We start from the raw sequence: 14122 nt of genomic DNA on the forward strand, positions 1-14122 counted from the left end.
AAGTGACGAGCAACCACGGATGCAGCCTTCGGCGAATTATGGGTCAGGAGTCTATAATAGCAGCAATAAGTTATTAATAAGATTATGCTATATCAAGTATAACGGGAGAGGCATCAAAAATCAGCGAGACTATTTAAACAGATCCTTAACCGATGACCAATGCCCCTCCTTCCATTCCATCCTTTTTCTCACCCCACGATCCCGGGGTACCCAGCCACCGTCGCCCGGAGGAGGACGTCGATGATCAGGGCCGCAAATAGAACCGCCCGATAGTTCGCCCCCTGGTAGAAGATCCCCTCCCCCCGCCTCGCGGTGGGTTTTCGGATGAAGTCTATGGTCTGTCCGATCATCCAGATCCCCGCCCCCAGGGCCGCGGCGAAGTAGATGGGGCCGAGGCCGGTGACGATCCCCAGGGCGATGGAGAGGAGGACCCCGACGACCCAGGCCGCGGCGACGAGCTTTGCGGTCTTGGGGATGCCGTAAGTTACGGGGAAGGTGGGAATCCCCTCTCGCCGGTCGCCCTCCACGTCCCGAGAGGCGTCGCAGTTGGTGAACCCCCAATCGGTGATGCAGATCATGGCCCCGAGGATGACCGCCCCCTCGTGAAGGCCGGGGCCTGCTTTCAAGAGGCCGGCCGGGGCCATGGCGAGCCAGACACCCACCGGGACGATCCCATAGGCGAGGCCGACCAGGGTCCAGGAGAAGGGTGTGGTCCTCTTAGCCGCCTTCGAATAAACGGCCATGATCAGGGTCGCCGCAATCAGGGCGACTAAGCTCTCGGGGTTTAGGTAGAGTGCGACCGCGGCCGCGATCCCGAACAGAAGCCCTGAATAGGCCAGAGCCGACGATCTCGTCACCTGCGACGACGGCAGCGGCCTGCCCGGCATCCCCACGGCGTCGACGTCGACGTCGCAGCAGTCGTTGTAGACGTAAGAGCTGGTGATGGCGGCGTACGCCCCCAACGTTGCGATGACGAAGGGTAGGGTGGACGGGAGGCCCCCGGTCGTGGCATATGCGGCCAGGAGGGCCGTCGCCCCCGGGAGGGCGATGTCCATCGGCGCGAGGGGCGGTCGGAGGAGCTCCCAATAAGCCCTGAGTTCGCAGCCGCTCTCTGCGATCTTAGCATCACTCTTATCCGTGCTGCCCTTCAAGGCTTCCTCCTCCCTCAGTCCAAAAACCCCCCGAAGATCTCTCCGTAATCCTGGGGTCGGACCAGCCAGTCGAGCTTTCCCCTCTCCCTTCCGATGGGGTAGATCTCCCGGTTTTTGGAGAGGCCCAGGGCCTTGGTCTTCGGAACCTCGATCTCCCTCAGAGGGGCCGCATCCTCGCAACGGGGGTTCTCGACGAATCCGTCCTCGGTGAGGAAGTAGGCTCCGCCACCCCGCTCCTTTATCGGACCGTAGATCGACGAGAACTCCCTGGCCACGAAGTTGGCCATCTTCAGCCTCTTGTTGGAGTCGTTGATGGTGATGTGGCCGTAGTCGGGGGGGACCACCACCTTGTCGCCAGCCCTGGCCCTCACCACCACCACGTCGCTCAGGTCCTCCTTCTGGAGGAGGTAGGTCGCCTCCCCCTCCAGAACCTCGTAGACCTCGGGGTAGGTGAGATCCTGGCCCGGGACCTTGGGATGATAGTGGCCCGCGGTCTTGACGTACTCACACCCCAGAATCAGGGGGGGGATGATGGTGATGTCGTACCTGATCCCCTGCTCAGCGAAGAGGTCGCCATCCCTCCTGCTGAGGTAGAGGTCCCGATACATGTAGTAGAGCTCCAGGTTCTCTGCGCTCCTCGCCCAATCCTGATCGTAGAGGACGTCGTCCATATCGCGAAGCATCCTCACGTCCGGCTCCTTCGTCTTTCCTCCGAATTCGAGCTCGTTCAAGTCTCAACACCCGGATGGAGATGGAACGGCAAATTTATAACGTTTTTCCGAGAAGTAGATTTCATGGAAGATGATGAGAGGCCAGCAACTTTCTGCGACGACCTCAGAAAGTTCATCATGACCTTCGTCTCCACCACCGCCGAGGCGATCCAGGCGACCCAGGGGAACGGCGGCCTCATGATCATGTCTGTCGCCATCGGCACCAAGCTCTGGGAGGAGATGGAGCAGTTCCGGGAGTGCGACATGCCGAGCTTCGAGACGAGGGAGGAGAAGATCAGATGCTTCCTGAAGACTCTCAAAGACTCGGGGACTATCGGAGAAAGCTCCTTCGAGGAGAAGGACGGCCGCCTAGTCGTCACCATCAGAGACTGCTTCTTTGCCCCCGCCAGCGACCGGCAGATCGAGACGGGGCTAGAGCACCCCCTATGCCCCATCGGCGGGCTGATCGTGGCGGGGCTTCACAAGACCGCCCACATCCTCGCCGCCCTGGAGAGGGTCGAGCACGACCCCGAGTCCGAGGTCTCCACCCTCACCTTCAGGCTCTACTCCTGATAGACGGGGAAGGTCGACCGCTCAGAGTGGCGATTCGACCGACGGGCCACCGAAATCGGAAGCTCTGATCCCGGATCAGAGCTTCGCTTTGATCCGGTCCCAGACCGACCAGATGGCATCGCCGACGGGACCCTCGACCTCGACCAGGGTCTTTCCCGAGACCATCGCCTCCACCACCCCCGGATCGAAGGGGAGCCGTCCTGCGAGGCCGACGGAGAACTCGCGGCAGAGATCTTCAATTCGATCCGTCATATCGAGGTTCAGGTCGTACTTGTTGATGCAGACGAGGGGCTCGACCCCGAAGTGCTCTGTGACGCCCAGAATCCTCTCCAGGTCGTGAACCCCTGAGATGGAGGGCTCGGTCATGACCAGGGCGATCTCGGTCCCGGTGATGGAGGCGATGACGGGACAGCCGATCCCCGGAGACCCGTCGATGAGGACCAGCTCCTTTCCCTCCCTCTCGGCGACCTTGAAGGCGAGCTCTCTCACCATCGTCACCAGCTTTCCGCTCGCCTCCTCCCCGGGGAAGAGGTCGGCGTGGACCATCGTCCCAAACCTCGTCTCGGAGATGTAGGCGTGGCCCGAGATCGAGTCAACCATATCGATCGCCTCCGAGGGGCAGACCAGGGTGCAGACTTTGCACCCCTCACACCCTCGGGGGTCCACCTCGAAGTCGGAGATGGCTTCGAACCTGCAGGCCTTCTCGCACTCGCCGCACTCGGTGCACCTCTCGGGGTCGATTGCGGCGGTCTGGAGCCCCAAGAAGTCGAAGGTCTCTCTGATCTCGGGCTTGAGGATCAGATGGAGGTCGGGGGCGTCTACGTCGCAGTCCGCCACCACCAAGCCGCCTCTTGCGAGAGCGGCGAGGGAGGCGGTCATCGTCGTCTTGCCGGTGCCGCCCTTGCCGCTGATGACCACCAGCTGCTTCATCCGATCACCTCCTCGATTCGAACGAGAAGGCCCGCAAACCTCTCCTGCCATTCGGTCATCTCCCGAGAGAAGAGGAGGCCCCGAGAGTAGAGCTCTGCGATCTTCCTCTCCATGGGGATCTCCAGGAGGATCGGTATCTTCTCCCTATCGCAGTAGTCATAGACCCCCCGATCACCGATGCCGCTTCTGTTCACCACCACTCCACAGGGGATCTCCATCTCCCTCACCACCTGGACCGCGATCGATAGGTCATAGAGGCCGAAGGGGGTGGGCTCGGTGACCAGGAGGCAGAAGTCGCTTCCCCGGACGGCCTCGATGACGGGGCAGGCGGTTCCTGGGGGCGAGTCGATCAGGACCAGATCGCCCCTCGCCTCCGCCTTCACCGACCTTATAAGAGGCGTCGCCATCGGCTCGCCGACGGATAGCTCCCCCCAGAGAAGGGCGACCTCCCCGGACCTCGCCCTGAAGATCTTGCCTATGGGCCGGGTCCCCTCGGAGATGGCCCCTTCGGGGCAGACCATGGCGCATCCGCCGCAGCCGTGGCAGAGCTCCTTGAAGAGGAGAAGATCCTGGGGGAATACGGCGAGGGCGTTGTAGGCGCAGAACTCCGAGCACCTGCCGCAGCGAGTGCACTTATCCTGGTCGATCTTTGGGATCATCACCTTGCAGTCGAAGCTGGTCTCCCCATCACGGTCGGGGAAGAAGAGGTAGGAGTTCGGCTCCTCGACGTCGCAGTCCAAGAGCTCCACCTCTCCGACGGAGGCTGCCAAATTGGTCGTCACCAGGGTTTTTCCGGTGCCGCCCTTGCCGCTGGCTACGGATATTATCATCTTGAAATCTCCTCATTCTGGTGATCCTTCCCATTCCGATCAGATGCCGAAGGCTGAGATAAATGTACCATCTGAGAGGATATACTTTAAAGCTTCTCTTCTTAGAGGAGACAAAGCGCGAGCTAATGCACCTTTATGATAAGCCGGATCCACGAGAGGTATCAGCCAGAAAAGGCTAACATGAGACGTACTGGCCGCCGATGTTGAACCATTCGGACTTGACCTTCCTCCAGTCCCTGTGGATGTCCACCCTCCAGGTTCCCTCCATCCTCGCGGAGTCGCAGCCCCGGATCTGGATGGCGCTCCAGGCCTTCCCCGCCCAATCACCGCTGGTGAAGTCCTTCGGCGGGACCACCGCAAAGGTTCGGGCGTAGAGCCGTCCGCTCGGCGCATACCACCTCCACTCCATCTGGTGGGGCTGGAGGTCTCTTGCGAACCTGATCCAGGAGACGGCCTGGTCGTCTGAAGGCGAGAAGGAATAGGTCCTGTAGACCGGATCCCAGTTTGGGTTTATCTCTTTGGCCATGGTGTGATCGCTGAGCGGAACGAAGGGAAACCATATGGCTCCGCCCACCGATGCGGTCAGGAGGACCGCAAAAAAGGCCAGCATAGCCTTGATCTTGTTCATATCGAATTTACCCCCTACACTGCCATGATCTATACCATACTCTCTTGATCTTAGATATAATAAATAACTATAGTAGGGTCGGACCTCCCGAAAGCCAAAATATCGGCCAAAGGTCCTGCGATCAGAGGACTATGGCCTCTATCCGCCTCCTCTTCGCGACCTCGGCAGGAAGGTCGACGACCTGGCAGGCCTGATCGACGATGGCGCCGTCTCCCGTCGCTACCGGGCATTCTGCGAGCTTGAGCCTTCTGTCCACGTCCTTTGCGGTCTTCGCGCACCCAAAAACTCTGGAGTCGGCCATCATTCCTCTGACCTTTGCCGCCAGCTCTCCGCTTCTGCTGATCTGCTGGTCAAAGAGCAGCTCGGCCCGACGGACTCCGCTCTCTTTTAGGATCGAGAGTATCTCCGAGAGGGCCAAAGTCGTATAGTCTGAGGTCCTATATCTTCTGAATATCCCCCTGACGTCTCTCAGAAAGCCGTCGTCGCAGAGGTAGACGGGAGCGCCGACGAGGAGGCTCTCTACGGTGATGAGGACGTTGTAGCCGTCGACGGCGACTGTCCTGCCCCCCATCTCGTTCAATGAGATCCGTTTACCCTTCCGCGACGCTGCCAGGTCTGAGGGGACCACGACCCTGGTCAGGACGAACCGCCACTGCATGGGGAGTCGGTGGTGGTCGGAGACGAACCTGACCGCAGGCCCCGAGGGGTAGCCCCGATCCAGGAGGTAGCGGACCTCCTCGGCCGCCACCTTCAGTTTTTGGAGGTCTCCTTGGGGGATCGGCTCGCCTCCAGGTAGAGGTCGCCTCCAAAAGAGTCGATGGCGACGATCATCGGTCCCCAGTCCTCCGCCTCCAGCTCCCAGAGCCCCTCGGCCATCCCAAGTTCCGGAAGGTGGAGCCACTTCACCTTGAGGTGGCGGGCCGCCAGGGCCCCGCAGCCGCCGGGGTAGGCGAGGTAGGCGGCCTTCCCCCGGAGGGCTCTGGCCTCCTCGGATATCCCGCCCTTTCCCACGATCAGCCTTGCGCCCCGGCTGACGACGTCCTCGGTATACCGGGAGACCCTCCCGCTGGTGGTGGGGCCGGCGGAGAGGACCTCGCCATCTCTGATCAAAGGTCCGCAGTGGTAGACGACCCCCCCCGAGAGGTCCACGGGAAGCTCCTCTCCGGACCGCAGGAGGGCGTGAACCTTGTCTCTTGCGGTGTAGACGGTCCCGGAGATCCAGACCAGATCTCCGGCCCGGAGGGCCAAAACGTCCTCTCTTGATATCGGCGTCTTCAGTCGATGCTCCATCCCTCATCCCCTACCCTTGCGGTGGCGCTCCTGTTCGCCCAGCACTGGAGGTTAACGGCCACCGGGAGGGAGGCGGTGTGGCAGAGGGCGGTCTCGACCTTGACCGCAAGGGCCGTCGCCCTCCCCCCCAGTCCCATGGGACCGGGGCCGATCTCGTTGATCCTCGATAAAAGGTCCAGCTCCAGATCCGAGGTGCCGGGCATATTGAAGAGCGCCCTTTTGGCCAGCCTCGGCGCGAGGTCGAAGGTCCCGCCGATCCCCACCCCCACGAAGACCGGGGCGCAGGCCCTGCCCGCCCTCTTCGCCACCTCGCAGACGACATAGTCCAGAGGATCGTCGGCAGGGTTCTGCATCGAAAGGAAACTCGCGTTCTCGGAGCCCGCGCCCTTGGGAAAGGCCGTGATCCGCAAGCCGTCCCCGGGGACGAGGTCGATGATCAGGTCTGGCATACTTCGGCCGGTGTTGTCCCCGGTATTCTTCCTGGTCAGAGGATCGACGGCGTTCGGCCTGAGGGGTATCGTCTCTGTCGCCTTTCGGACCCCCTCGGCCATAGCCTCTTCCAAAAACGGCGGGATCGAGAGGTCGCGGCCGATCTCCAGGTGGAAGACGGGAAGGCCCGTGTCCTGGCATAGGGGGACGCCCTCTGAGGATGCTATCTTGACGTTCTCTCCTATCGCCGCAAGCGAAGATCGCGCGATGGGGCTCGTCTCCTCGCGGGCAGCCTCTTCGATCATCTCCATTACCCATGACGGGAGGGTGGTCTCGGCCCTGGCGAGGACCGCCACCGTCGCCTCGACTATGTCTTCTCGCCTCAAGATCGATCCTTCCCTTTGATCTTTATCGGCTTCGACTGCTCCGCGATCGCAAGCTCGGTATCCAGCCCCAGGGCCCTCTCCATGGCGTACTTGTGAAGGTCGCCGGAGGTGTGAATCCCTCCCTCGCCGCCCCGGACCGCCCTGCAGGGGTACATCTGGCAGAGAAGGCCCGCCCTCGGCGGTGCATCCTCGAGGCTCATTCCCACGATCTCCTTTGCCACCTGCCAGGTGCTGCCGCAGGGCGAGCCTCTCGCGACATGGACGTCGGTGATCCGGCCCTCCTCCACCTCCACATCGATAGCGGGCTGCCCGAACTTCTCGGCGAAGGCGTCCACCGCCTCGACGCCGCACTTCTCGAGTGTACAGCAGATCTCGTCCACCTCGATGTAGATCCCGTACTCGTCGGCGATCTTCTGAAGCTCGGGAACCGACCCGGCTCGTGCTATCCCTCCGGGAACGATGACCGCCTGGGCACCCCCCTTCCCCGCCCGCACGGCGATCTCGGGGGTGATGTCGGGGTGGAGGGAGTAGGTGATGATCAGGTCCGAGCTGAAGAACTCCGGGTCCAGGTCGAGATCGTCGAGGAACTCTTCGGGGTCCTCGATGAAATCCGGAAGGAACTGGGGGAGGTCGATCGAGACCACCTCGAAATCGGACCTCTCTTTGATCGTCTCGATGAGACGCTCGCCGTACTTGCCCCTGGTGACGACTCCGACTCGCATGTTCGTTTCATGACGATGGACGGTTATAGAGTTTGTCTTGGAGTCGGTCTCGGAGAAAGTACATTAGCCTTGAATCCGACTGAAGGATCATGATACCTTCCGTCCTCGTCGCGGGAACCCACAGCGGCGTCGGCAAGACCACTGTGGTCTTGGGGCTCCTCGCAGCGCTGAAGAGGCGGAGCCTCGCGGTTGCGCCCTTCAAGGTGGGGCCCGACTTCATCGATCCGACCCATCATACGGCCATCTGCGAGAGGGCCTCAAGAAACCTGGACACCTTCATGATGGGGGAGGAGGGCGTCCGGCGATCTTTCGCGAAAGGCGTCGATGGCGCGGAGGTCGCCGTCATCGAGGGGGTGATGGGCCTCTACGACGGCCTCGACGCATCGGAGGTCGCCTCCTCCGCTGCCGTGGCGAAGGCCCTGGGAGCCCCGGTCCTCCTGGTCATAAACGTCCACGGGACCTCCCGGAGCGCGGCGGCGATGGCCCTCGGCTACGCGAGGTTCGACCCGGAGGTGGAGATCGCGGGGCTGATCCTGAATCGGGTCGGAAGCGAGCGGCATCGCAGCCTCCTGGAGGAGGCCCTTGCGCCCCTCGGAATTCCCATCCTCGCCGCCCTTCCGAGGAGGGGCGAGATTGCCCTTCCCAGCCGCCACCTGGGGCTGACCATGGGGTTTGAGAGCCGTCACGATCTTGATGCCTTAGCTGACTTCGTCGAGGAGAACGCCGACCTTGATCGGATACTGAGTCTCGGCTGCGAGGTCCCAACTCTTGAGCCCAGATGCGAGTTCGGGAGGGAGAGGATCAAGATCGCCGTCGCATACGACGAGGCCTTCTGCTTCTACTACATCGAGAACTTTGAGTTTCTCCGGAATCTCGGAGCCGACCTTGAGTTCTTCAGCCCGATGCGCGACCCCCTGCCGGAGGTCCAGGGCCTCTACCTGGGCGGCGGGTATCCCGAGCTCTATGCCGAGGCGCTGGAGAGGTCGCCGACGCGCACGAAGATCAGAGAGGCCGCCGAGGATGGGATGCCCATCTACGGCGAGTGCGGCGGCCTGATGTACCTCTGCGAGTCGGTGATCTCAAAAGACGGGGACGCTGAGAAGAGAATGGCCGGAGTCCTTCCCGCGTCCACTCAGATGACCGGGAGACTCCAGGCCCTCGGCTACGTCGAGGGGGACGTGGTCGGCGAAAATCCGGTCGTCGAGAAAGGGAGGGTCATAAGGGGGCACGAGTTTCACTACTCCAAGATGGACTGCGCGAGAGACGCGCGGTTCGCCTATCGGTTCCGGCGAGGGAAGGGTATCGTCGGGGACAGGGACGGCCTGGTCGAGCACGAGACTCTGGGAAGCTATCTGCACACCCACGTCTGCTCATTCCCCATGGAGAGGTTCCTCGAGAGCTGCAGGAGATACGGGAGAAGGTGAGCCGAGAAGGGCTGAAGAGACAAGATAAGATCGACTACGGACCGGCTATCCTCTGGTGATCAGGTCGGGCCTGAGGTTCGCCCTCCTGAGGGGTGGAAGCTCTCCCCAGAGCGCCATCTCCTCCCCCCTGATCACGAGGGCGCCCGCGATCTCGGGCCGATCGACGACCTCGAAGGATTCGGCCAAAGGAGAGCTATCGCCGACGGCGTTCCCCAGGGCCGTGGCCGCGGCGTCCGCAAGGGAGACGTCCTCGGAGACGACTACGGCCGCGTCGGCGGACCCGAAGCTGAGGGAGGGGCCGACGGTCCCGCTGCTGGTGCAGATCCCGAGGGGCGAAGCCCGTGGCGGGATCTCCAGGGCCGTGTTCCTGAGCGGTGAGGGGCCGGCGTAGATCCCGATCAGGACGGCCCGGTCACAGGCGATGGCGACGTCCCCGCCGTTGTCGACGATGGCGCAAGTCGCCCCCGCCCCGATCATCGCCTCCAGGGCGAATTTAGCGATCGTCCCCGCCACGGCGCTCATGGGCCCGATCCCGACGATCGATCCCGCTCTTGCCATCTCCCCGACGATCCGGGGCGCCTCGTCGATCGGGCAGTCGTAGGGCTCCAGGGTCAGCATGAAGAACGGATCTTCTCTTATGAACTGCTCGAGAAGGGCCCGCTGAAAAGCGATCTCCTCTTTGGCCGCCTCGATCTGATCCTGCTCCTGGGCCGTGATGGTGACGATAGTCTCCTTCAGCCGAAACCTCTCTCTGAGTAGATCGGAGACCAACCTTCATCCCTCCGCCAGGGGCGAGAGCTTTTGCCTCTCCGACCCCTTCAGGGCTCGGGCCACGATCTCGCGCCTTCCCCTCAGGAGTACCTCGATCTCTTCGCCGTACTTCACATCGATCGGATCTGCGACCTCGTAGAGCCGCGAGAGCTGCCCCATCCCCGCCTCCGTCGAGGGGAGATGGAGCACAAACTCCTCCAGGGGCGGAAGCCTCTCCAGGACGGAATCGACGAGATCGTCCAGGCCATGCCCCTCCCGGGCGGAGACGAAGACCGGGTTTGGAGCCAGGTCCCCGACCAGCTCGCACCTCTCTCGGGCAGACTCAGGGGCCATCCGATCCACCTTGTTGAGGACGGAGACGATCGGCGCGTAGCAGCCGCAGTCCCAGAGAGTCTGGTGGCAGGAGGCGAGCCTCTCTCTCAGGACCTCGGGCGGATCGGAGAGGTCCACCACCAGAAGTACCAGGTCGGCCTCGATGATCTCCGCCAGGGTCGACCTGAAGGCCTTGATCAGAAAGAGGGGCAGATCGTCGATGAACCCGACGGTGTCGGTGAGGAGGAACCTCCTCTCTTTCGCGGCGACGGCCCGGGTCGTCGGCGAGAGGGTGGTGAAGGGCTGGTCCTTCGCCGAGACCGTCTCCTCGGCCAGGCGGTTGAAGAGGGTGCTCTTTCCGGCGTTGGTGTAGCCTGCGAGGGCCACGAGATCGAAACCTAGCTCCCTCCGCCTCTCCCGCCTCCTCTCTCCCGTCTCCTCCACCGCCTTCAGCTCGGCCCTGATCTTGGCCATCCTCCCCTTGATGTCCCGGTACATGGAGACGTCGTAGCTCCCAGACCCCATGTAGCCCGGTCGCTCGCTCAGCCTCTTGAGAGACTCGATCGTCCGCACGAAGGGGGCCTCGTAGGAGAGGCGGGCCAGCTCCACCTGGAGCTTCGCCTCTCTGGTGGAGGCCCGGGAGGCGAAGATCTCCAGGATCAGGTTGAACCGGTCGATCGTACCGACCTCAAACTCCTTATTGATGTTGAAGATCTGGCCAGGGCTGAGTGGGTCGTTGAAGATCAGCTTCTCTGGCCCGTAAGATGCGGCCTCGGCGATCTTCCCCCTTCCCAGCTGAAACCTCCGATCTCTGCCTCTGCGCTGGGATATCTCGGCGAGGACGGTGTAGCCCGCCGCCTCGGCGAGGCCCCGAAGCTCCGCCATATTCTCGGGATGGGGCTCCTTCCTGGGGTCCTCCCGGAAGAGGAGAACCGCCGTCTTCTCCCCCCTCATGCCCCTCCGGTCGTCGTATCTTTGGCACCCACCCTCTCTTTGCCACCTTCGCCGAGTTCCTCCTCCATCAGCCTCAAGGCCAGCTTTCGGCCCGCAAAGGAGGCGTGGTGAGCGAGCTCGATCGCCCTCCTCTCGCCCAAAGACTCAGGGTACTTGAACTCCCGTCCCAGGATGCTCTCGACCCGCCATCGAGCGAGGTTGTAGAGGTCACCCCTCTCGGCCAGGACGACCCCGGCCATCCCCCGGACCGAGTCCTCGATCAGACTGATCACCACCTCCATCTCCAACGACTCCGCCACCAGGGGGACGAGCCTGATCCTCCTCGTCCTCTCGATCCCCTCCGGGGATATCCTCGCCGCCACCGAGGCGGAGACCATGATGTACCTTCCGCCAACAGAGTGCCTGCCCGAGATATCGACCGCCACCACTTCCAAGTTACCATCTCTTCGTCAGAGGTCGATTATGGCGTGATGGTCGACTATCTCCGTTGCCCTCTCCAGGGTCAGGCCCGCGCCCATGGCGATCTCGATCGCCCTCTGGCGGTCGATCAGGTCCTCGGGAGCGTGGGCGTCGGTGTCGACGACCAGCCTCGCCCCCGCCTCTCGGGCGAGCCTGGCCACGTGACCGTTGGTGATGTTGTGCCCCCTCCGAGCGGTCAGCTCGAGACAGACGTGGTTATCCCGGGCCAGATCCGCCTCCTGGGGGGAGATGAAGCCGGGGTGGGCCAGGATGTCAGCTCCGATCTCCAGGGCCTTCCGGTTCGTCCCCGGTGCCACAGGCTCGACGGGGGTCTCGCCGTGGACGACGATCAGGTCGGCGCCGAGCCTTCGGGCAAAAGTAGCCAGCTTCTCCATCTTTGCCGGGGGGACGTGGGTAAGCTCGACGCCGGAGAGGATCCTCATCCCCAGGACAGCCTCCAGCTCCTTGATCTTCGAGACCTGGTGGATGACGAACTCTACGTTGGTAAAGTCGACGTGATCGGTGATCCCCAGGGCCCGGCAACCCTTCATCTCGGCCCTGCGAACCAGCTCGCTGGGGATCAGCTCGCCGTCGCTGAAGACGGTGTGAGTGTGAAGGTCGATCATGAGGTGGCCTGAATCACAAACATTATTAAGTATTGCCTTTAACAAAACCAGCCCAAGGCCGTAACTGGGAGTTTTCGATGACCACCGCGATCAGAAGATTGGTTTTGGACGTATTGAAGCCGCATGTGCCCACAATTTTGGAGCTTGCCGATGCTCTCAGCAAGCTCGGCGGAATAACCGGGGTAAACTTGAGTCTTTCTGAAGTAGATCAGCAGACCGAGACGATCAAGATCACCATCAAAGGAGAGAAGATAGACTATTTGGCCGTCGAGTCGGTTATAGAGGACTTCGGCGGTGTGATCCACAGCATCGACGAGGTGGTGGCCGGAAAAGAGATCGTAGAAGAGGTCGAGACCCTCCAGGACCGCTGAAACGGGTCGTGCGGTGCTTTCGGCGAGAGTGCGACCCAGCGGAATGGCTCCCTTGACCCGCCCTCTTCTTTCGTCATCGGAACCTCGCCTGAGATCAGCCCCGTCTTCGTTTTATCCTGCTCGCGATCTCTCTCACCATAGCCGTCCTGGGCACCTTCTTCAGGACTGCGACCCTGCCGGGCTTCTCCCACCACTCTTTAGGGTAGCGCTTCTCCCTCTCAGCCTCCGGCTTTAAGTTCATCTCCATCGCGGCCATCACGATCTCGTCGATGGTGGGCTTCTCGACGGCGTCGCGCTTTGAGATCGCCCTCCCCTCGCTCCTCGACTTCTCGGCGTCGATGTAGGCGGGCCAGATGACCACTCGTCCCTCTCTCTTGGGCATGATGAGATCCACGCGCTGCTGCTGGATAAGATTTTTGGCCCTTCGGGAAGTATGAGGAGCGCAAAAGGATGGGGACTTCGAAGCTTCACAGGGCGACGTTTTTGGGATACCCTTTTAGAGAAGGAATGCCGAAGATCTCTTGGAGTTCGTGATCATGAGCGAGAATGCCTATCCCACCGCCAAAGTCGGCGACCAGGAGGTGCCCTGGGATCCCGAGCAGCTGAGGAGGATCCAGGAGCATCCCTGCTTCAGCGAGAAGGCCTGCCACCGTTTCGGCAGGATGCACCTCGCCGTCGCTCCGAGATGCAACATCCAGTGCAACTACTGCATCAGGGACTTCGACTGTGTAAACGAGTGCAGGCCCGGGGTGACGAGCCAGGTCCTCACTCCCGAGGAGGCCCTCCAGCGGGTCGACGAGGTGATGGAGAAGCTCCACTACATCAAGGTGGTCGCCGTCGCGGGTCCCGGCGAGCCCCTCTTCAACGAGGCCACCTTCGAGACCTTCCGGCTGGTGGGAGAGAAGTACCCCAAGGTCATCTTATGCATCAGCACCAACGGCCTCCTCCTCCCCGACGAGATCGATCGGCTCGACAGCCTCGGGATCACCAACGTCACCGTGACCCTGAACGCCGTCGACCCAGATATCGGAAAGGAGATCTACGAGTACGTCATCTACCAGGGGAAGAAGTACACCGGGCAGCAGGCCGCTGAGATCCTCCTCGACCACCAGCTGAGGGGACTCGCGGAGGCGGTGAAGAGGAAGATGATCGTCAAGGTGAACACCGTGCTCATCCCCACCATCAACGACGACCACGTCATGGAGATAGCAAAGACGATCAAGAAGCTGGGGGTCTACATCCAGAACGTGATGCCCCTCATCCCCCAGTATCGGTTCTCGCACCTCTCCCCCCCGACCCCCGCCGAGAAGAAGGCTGTTCAGGACGAGCTATCCAAGATCATGAGGCAGATGAGACACTGCAGGCAGTGCAGGTCCGACGCCATCGGAAAGCTTGGCTGCGACGTCCAGCAGGAGTTTGAGAAGGAGAAGGTTCCCGGATACGTTGAGGAGCAGGTGGAGACGGTCGAAGGGAAGAGGGAAGACTAGACCATCATCTTGGGTCGGTTTTCGAGGCCGAGGCGTTCGAGGCCGGCCGGTTAAGATGAGACGCATATA

The 14122-nt window shown here is 62.0% G+C and carries 18 protein-coding genes; 4 read left to right on the plus strand and 14 right to left on the minus strand.

Going from position 1 to position 14122, the window contains the following annotated elements:
* Positions 1-188: 188 nt before the first annotated feature.
* Both ACP5EL_RS05775 and ACP5EL_RS05780 read right to left on the minus strand, forming a co-directional pair.
* Positions 189-1055 (minus strand): UbiA prenyltransferase family protein, encoded by an 867-nt coding sequence (locus tag ACP5EL_RS05775; protein WP_428401558.1) that lies wholly within the window; start codon positions 1053-1055, stop codon positions 189-191.
* A gap of 110 nt (positions 1056-1165) precedes the next feature.
* Positions 1166-1882: a glucose-6-phosphate isomerase family protein gene (locus tag ACP5EL_RS05780; RefSeq protein WP_428401539.1), complete on the minus strand. Its 717-nt coding sequence runs from the start codon at positions 1880-1882 to the stop codon at positions 1166-1168.
* 63 nt (positions 1883-1945) lie between these two features.
* Between ACP5EL_RS05780 and ACP5EL_RS05785 the strand changes: the two genes are divergently transcribed.
* Positions 1946-2434 carry a hypothetical protein gene (locus tag ACP5EL_RS05785; protein WP_428401540.1) on the plus strand — a complete coding sequence of 163 codons (489 nt, stop codon included), beginning with the start codon at positions 1946-1948 and terminating at the stop codon, positions 2432-2434.
* 75 nt (positions 2435-2509) lie between these two features.
* Here the strand turns inward: ACP5EL_RS05785 and ACP5EL_RS05790 are convergent, their stop codons facing one another.
* From ACP5EL_RS05790 to ACP5EL_RS05820, 7 genes are all read right to left on the minus strand, one after another.
* On the minus strand, positions 2510-3364 hold the full coding sequence (locus ACP5EL_RS05790; RefSeq protein WP_428401541.1) for an ATP-binding protein: 855 nt from the start codon (positions 3362-3364) through the stop codon (positions 2510-2512).
* The gene (locus tag ACP5EL_RS05795; RefSeq protein WP_428401542.1) at positions 3361-4194 is read right to left on the minus strand and encodes an ATP-binding protein; all 834 of its coding nucleotides are present in this window, start codon (positions 4192-4194) and stop codon (positions 3361-3363) included. The genes ACP5EL_RS05790 and ACP5EL_RS05795 overlap by 4 nt, the downstream gene beginning before the upstream one ends.
* Positions 4195-4369: 175 nt before the next feature.
* The gene (locus ACP5EL_RS05800; protein WP_428401543.1) at positions 4370-4822 is read right to left on the minus strand and encodes a hypothetical protein; all 453 of its coding nucleotides are present in this window, start codon (positions 4820-4822) and stop codon (positions 4370-4372) included.
* A gap of 121 nt (positions 4823-4943) precedes the next feature.
* Complete coding sequence (locus tag ACP5EL_RS05805) at positions 4944-5570, minus strand: DUF434 domain-containing protein (protein WP_428401544.1); 627 nt, start codon at positions 5568-5570, stop codon at positions 4944-4946.
* Between the two features lie 2 nt (positions 5571-5572).
* Complete coding sequence (locus tag ACP5EL_RS05810; RefSeq protein WP_428401545.1) at positions 5573-6112, minus strand: FumA C-terminus/TtdB family hydratase beta subunit; 540 nt, start codon at positions 6110-6112, stop codon at positions 5573-5575.
* Positions 6097-6927 carry a fumarate hydratase gene (locus ACP5EL_RS05815; RefSeq protein WP_428401546.1) on the minus strand — a complete coding sequence of 277 codons (831 nt, stop codon included), beginning with the start codon at positions 6925-6927 and terminating at the stop codon, positions 6097-6099. Before ACP5EL_RS05815 ends, ACP5EL_RS05810 begins: the two co-directional genes overlap by 16 nt.
* Positions 6924-7649 (minus strand): DUF166 domain-containing protein, encoded by a 726-nt coding sequence (locus ACP5EL_RS05820; protein ID WP_428401547.1) that lies wholly within the window; start codon positions 7647-7649, stop codon positions 6924-6926. Before ACP5EL_RS05820 ends, ACP5EL_RS05815 begins: the two co-directional genes overlap by 4 nt.
* An 89-nt stretch (positions 7650-7738) precedes the next feature.
* On the opposite strand from ACP5EL_RS05820, the gene ACP5EL_RS05825 reads away from it, so the two are divergent.
* On the plus strand, positions 7739-9073 hold the full coding sequence (locus ACP5EL_RS05825; protein ID WP_428401548.1) for a cobyrinate a,c-diamide synthase: 1335 nt from the start codon (positions 7739-7741) through the stop codon (positions 9071-9073).
* Positions 9074-9118: 45 nt separating this feature from the next.
* Here the strand turns inward: ACP5EL_RS05825 and ACP5EL_RS05830 are convergent, their stop codons facing one another.
* Genes ACP5EL_RS05830 through ACP5EL_RS05845 form a run of 4 tightly spaced genes read right to left on the minus strand, consistent with a single transcriptional unit; the run spans position 9119 to position 12195 of the window.
* Entirely contained in the window at positions 9119-9844 is a 726-nt protein-coding gene (locus ACP5EL_RS05830) for a UPF0280 family protein (protein WP_428401550.1), read from the minus strand.
* Between the two features lie 3 nt (positions 9845-9847).
* Positions 9848-11110 (minus strand): GTPase HflX, encoded by a 1263-nt coding sequence (gene hflX / locus ACP5EL_RS05835; RefSeq protein WP_428401551.1) that lies wholly within the window; start codon positions 11108-11110, stop codon positions 9848-9850.
* Positions 11107-11538, minus strand: a complete 432-nt coding sequence (locus ACP5EL_RS05840) for a DUF2209 domain-containing protein (RefSeq protein ID WP_428401560.1) — start codon at positions 11536-11538, stop codon at positions 11107-11109. Before ACP5EL_RS05840 ends, hflX begins: the two co-directional genes overlap by 4 nt.
* A 21-nt stretch (positions 11539-11559) precedes the next feature.
* Positions 11560-12195, minus strand: coding sequence for a histidinol phosphate phosphatase domain-containing protein (locus ACP5EL_RS05845; RefSeq protein ID WP_428401553.1), 636 nt, complete (start codon positions 12193-12195; stop codon positions 11560-11562).
* Positions 12196-12272: 77 nt separating this feature from the next.
* On the opposite strand from ACP5EL_RS05845, the gene ACP5EL_RS05850 reads away from it, so the two are divergent.
* A complete protein-coding gene (locus ACP5EL_RS05850) occupies positions 12273-12566 on the plus strand; it encodes a DUF211 domain-containing protein (protein ID WP_214031855.1) in 294 nt (97 codons plus the stop codon).
* Positions 12567-12660: 94 nt separating this feature from the next.
* Here the strand turns inward: ACP5EL_RS05850 and ACP5EL_RS05855 are convergent, their stop codons facing one another.
* Positions 12661-12948: a signal recognition particle protein Srp19 gene (locus tag ACP5EL_RS05855; protein ID WP_428401554.1), complete on the minus strand. Its 288-nt coding sequence runs from the start codon at positions 12946-12948 to the stop codon at positions 12661-12663.
* Positions 12949-13102: 154 nt separating this feature from the next.
* On the opposite strand from ACP5EL_RS05855, the gene nifB reads away from it, so the two are divergent.
* Complete coding sequence (gene nifB / locus ACP5EL_RS05860; protein WP_428401555.1) at positions 13103-14053, plus strand: nitrogenase cofactor biosynthesis protein NifB; 951 nt, start codon at positions 13103-13105, stop codon at positions 14051-14053.
* Positions 14054-14122: the final 69 nt, after the last annotated feature.

Source organism: Methanocrinis sp. (genome assembly GCF_049974945.1).
Taxonomy (GTDB): domain Archaea; phylum Halobacteriota; class Methanosarcinia; order Methanotrichales; family Methanotrichaceae; genus Methanocrinis.

What these genes read in the sequence shown, in the direction of transcription:
- ACP5EL_RS05855 (WP_428401554.1), bottom strand. Translation starts at nt 12,948, where the DNA reads ATGCCCAAGAGAGAGGGACGAGTGGTCATCTGGCCCGCCTACATCGAC.
- ACP5EL_RS05775 (WP_428401558.1), bottom strand. Translation starts at nt 1,055, where the DNA reads ATGGACATCGCCCTCCCGGGGGCGACGGCCCTCCTGGCCGCATATGCC.
- ACP5EL_RS05850 (WP_214031855.1), top strand. Translation starts at nt 12,273, where the DNA reads ATGACCACCGCGATCAGAAGATTGGTTTTGGACGTATTGAAGCCGCAT.
- ACP5EL_RS05845 (WP_428401553.1), bottom strand. Translation starts at nt 12,195, where the DNA reads ATGATCGACCTTCACACTCACACCGTCTTCAGCGACGGCGAGCTGATC.
- ACP5EL_RS05825 (WP_428401548.1), top strand. Translation starts at nt 7,739, where the DNA reads ATGATACCTTCCGTCCTCGTCGCGGGAACCCACAGCGGCGTCGGCAAG.
- ACP5EL_RS05810 (WP_428401545.1), bottom strand. Translation starts at nt 6,112, where the DNA reads ATGGAGCATCGACTGAAGACGCCGATATCAAGAGAGGACGTTTTGGCC.
- ACP5EL_RS05820 (WP_428401547.1), bottom strand. Translation starts at nt 7,649, where the DNA reads ATGCGAGTCGGAGTCGTCACCAGGGGCAAGTACGGCGAGCGTCTCATC.
- ACP5EL_RS05795 (WP_428401542.1), bottom strand. Translation starts at nt 4,194, where the DNA reads ATGATAATATCCGTAGCCAGCGGCAAGGGCGGCACCGGAAAAACCCTG.
- ACP5EL_RS05800 (WP_428401543.1), bottom strand. Translation starts at nt 4,822, where the DNA reads ATGAACAAGATCAAGGCTATGCTGGCCTTTTTTGCGGTCCTCCTGACC.
- ACP5EL_RS05790 (WP_428401541.1), bottom strand. Translation starts at nt 3,364, where the DNA reads ATGAAGCAGCTGGTGGTCATCAGCGGCAAGGGCGGCACCGGCAAGACG.
- ACP5EL_RS05785 (WP_428401540.1), top strand. Translation starts at nt 1,946, where the DNA reads ATGGAAGATGATGAGAGGCCAGCAACTTTCTGCGACGACCTCAGAAAG.
- hflX (WP_428401551.1), bottom strand. Translation starts at nt 11,110, where the DNA reads ATGAGGGGGGAGAAGACGGCGGTTCTCCTCTTCCGGGAGGACCCCAGG.
- nifB (WP_428401555.1), top strand. Translation starts at nt 13,103, where the DNA reads ATGAGCGAGAATGCCTATCCCACCGCCAAAGTCGGCGACCAGGAGGTG.